This window comes from Kitasatospora phosalacinea, from assembly GCF_000717185.1.
Lineage (GTDB): Bacteria > Actinomycetota > Actinomycetes > Streptomycetales > Streptomycetaceae > Kitasatospora > Kitasatospora phosalacinea_A.
In genome coordinates this window covers 1-1,142 of record NZ_JNYE01000250.1, presented here as the reverse complement: position 1 = coordinate 1,142, position 1,142 = coordinate 1, and the positions used below count along the sequence as shown (strand labels likewise).

The 1,142-nt window shown below is 69.6% G+C and carries 1 protein-coding gene; it reads left to right on the top strand.

What is annotated here, in order from left to right; translation table 11 throughout:
• Positions 1-1,142: acyl-CoA dehydrogenase family protein (locus tag OO57_RS37840; RefSeq protein ID WP_033257452.1), on the top strand; the 1,142-nt coding region annotated here is incomplete at both ends.

Here is a 1,142-nt window from a genome sequence, read left to right as displayed (position 1 = left end):
GGACTTCGACCTCTACCGGCTCGGCGAGGAGCACGTGATGCTCCGGGAGTCGGTGCGTGCGCTGGCGGAGGCGAAGATCGCCCCGTTCGCGGCGGCGGTGGACGAGGAGGGGCGTTTCCCGCAGGAGGCGTTGGAGGCGTTGCGGGGGGCGGACCTGCATGCGGTGCACGTGCCGGAGGAGTACGGGGGTGCGGGGGCGGACGCGCTGGCGACGGTGCTGGTGATCGAGGAGGTGGCGCGGGTGTGCGCGTCGTCGTCGTTGATCCCGGCGGTGAACAAGCTGGGGTCGCTGCCGGTGCAGTTGGCGGGTTCGGAGGAGTTGAAGGCGAGGTACCTGGGGGCGCTGGCCCGGGGTGAGGGGATGTTCTCGTACTGCCTGTCGGAGCCGGAGGCGGGTTCGGACGCGGCGGGGATGCGGACGCGGGCGGTGCGCGACGGTGACTTCTGGGTGCTGAACGGCGTGAAGCGGTGGATCACCAATGCGGGGGTGTCCGAGTACTACACGGTGATGGCGGTGACCGACCCGGAGAAGCGTTCCAAGGGGATCTCGGCGTTCGTGGTGGAGAAGGGCGACGAGGGCGTCTCCTTCGGTGCCCCGGAGAGGAAGCTGGGCATCAAGGGCTCGCCGACCCGGGAGGTGTACTTCGACGACGTCCGCATCCCGGCGGAGCGGATGATCGGTGCGGAGGGCACGGGTTTCGCGACCGCGATGCGCACGCTGGACCACACCCGGGTGACGATCGCCGCGCAGGCGCTGGGCATCGCGCAGGGGGCGCTGGACTACGCGAAGGGCTACGTGAAGGAGCGGCGCCAGTTCGGCAAGCCGGTCGCGGACTTCCAGGGCGTGCAGTTCATGCTGGCGGACATGGCGATGAAGCTGGAGGCGGCGCGGCAGTTGACCTACGCGGCGGCGGCGAAGTCGCAGCGCGGTGACGGCGACCTGACGTTCTTCGGTGCGGCGGCCAAGTGCTACGCGTCGGACGCGGCGATGGAGATCACGGTGGACGCGGTGCAGTTGCTGGGCGGTTACGGCTACACGCGGGACTACCCGGTGGAGCGGATGATGCGCGACGCGAAGATCACCCAGATCTACGAGGGCACCAACCAGGTCCAGCGCATCGTCATGGCCCGCAACCTCCCCT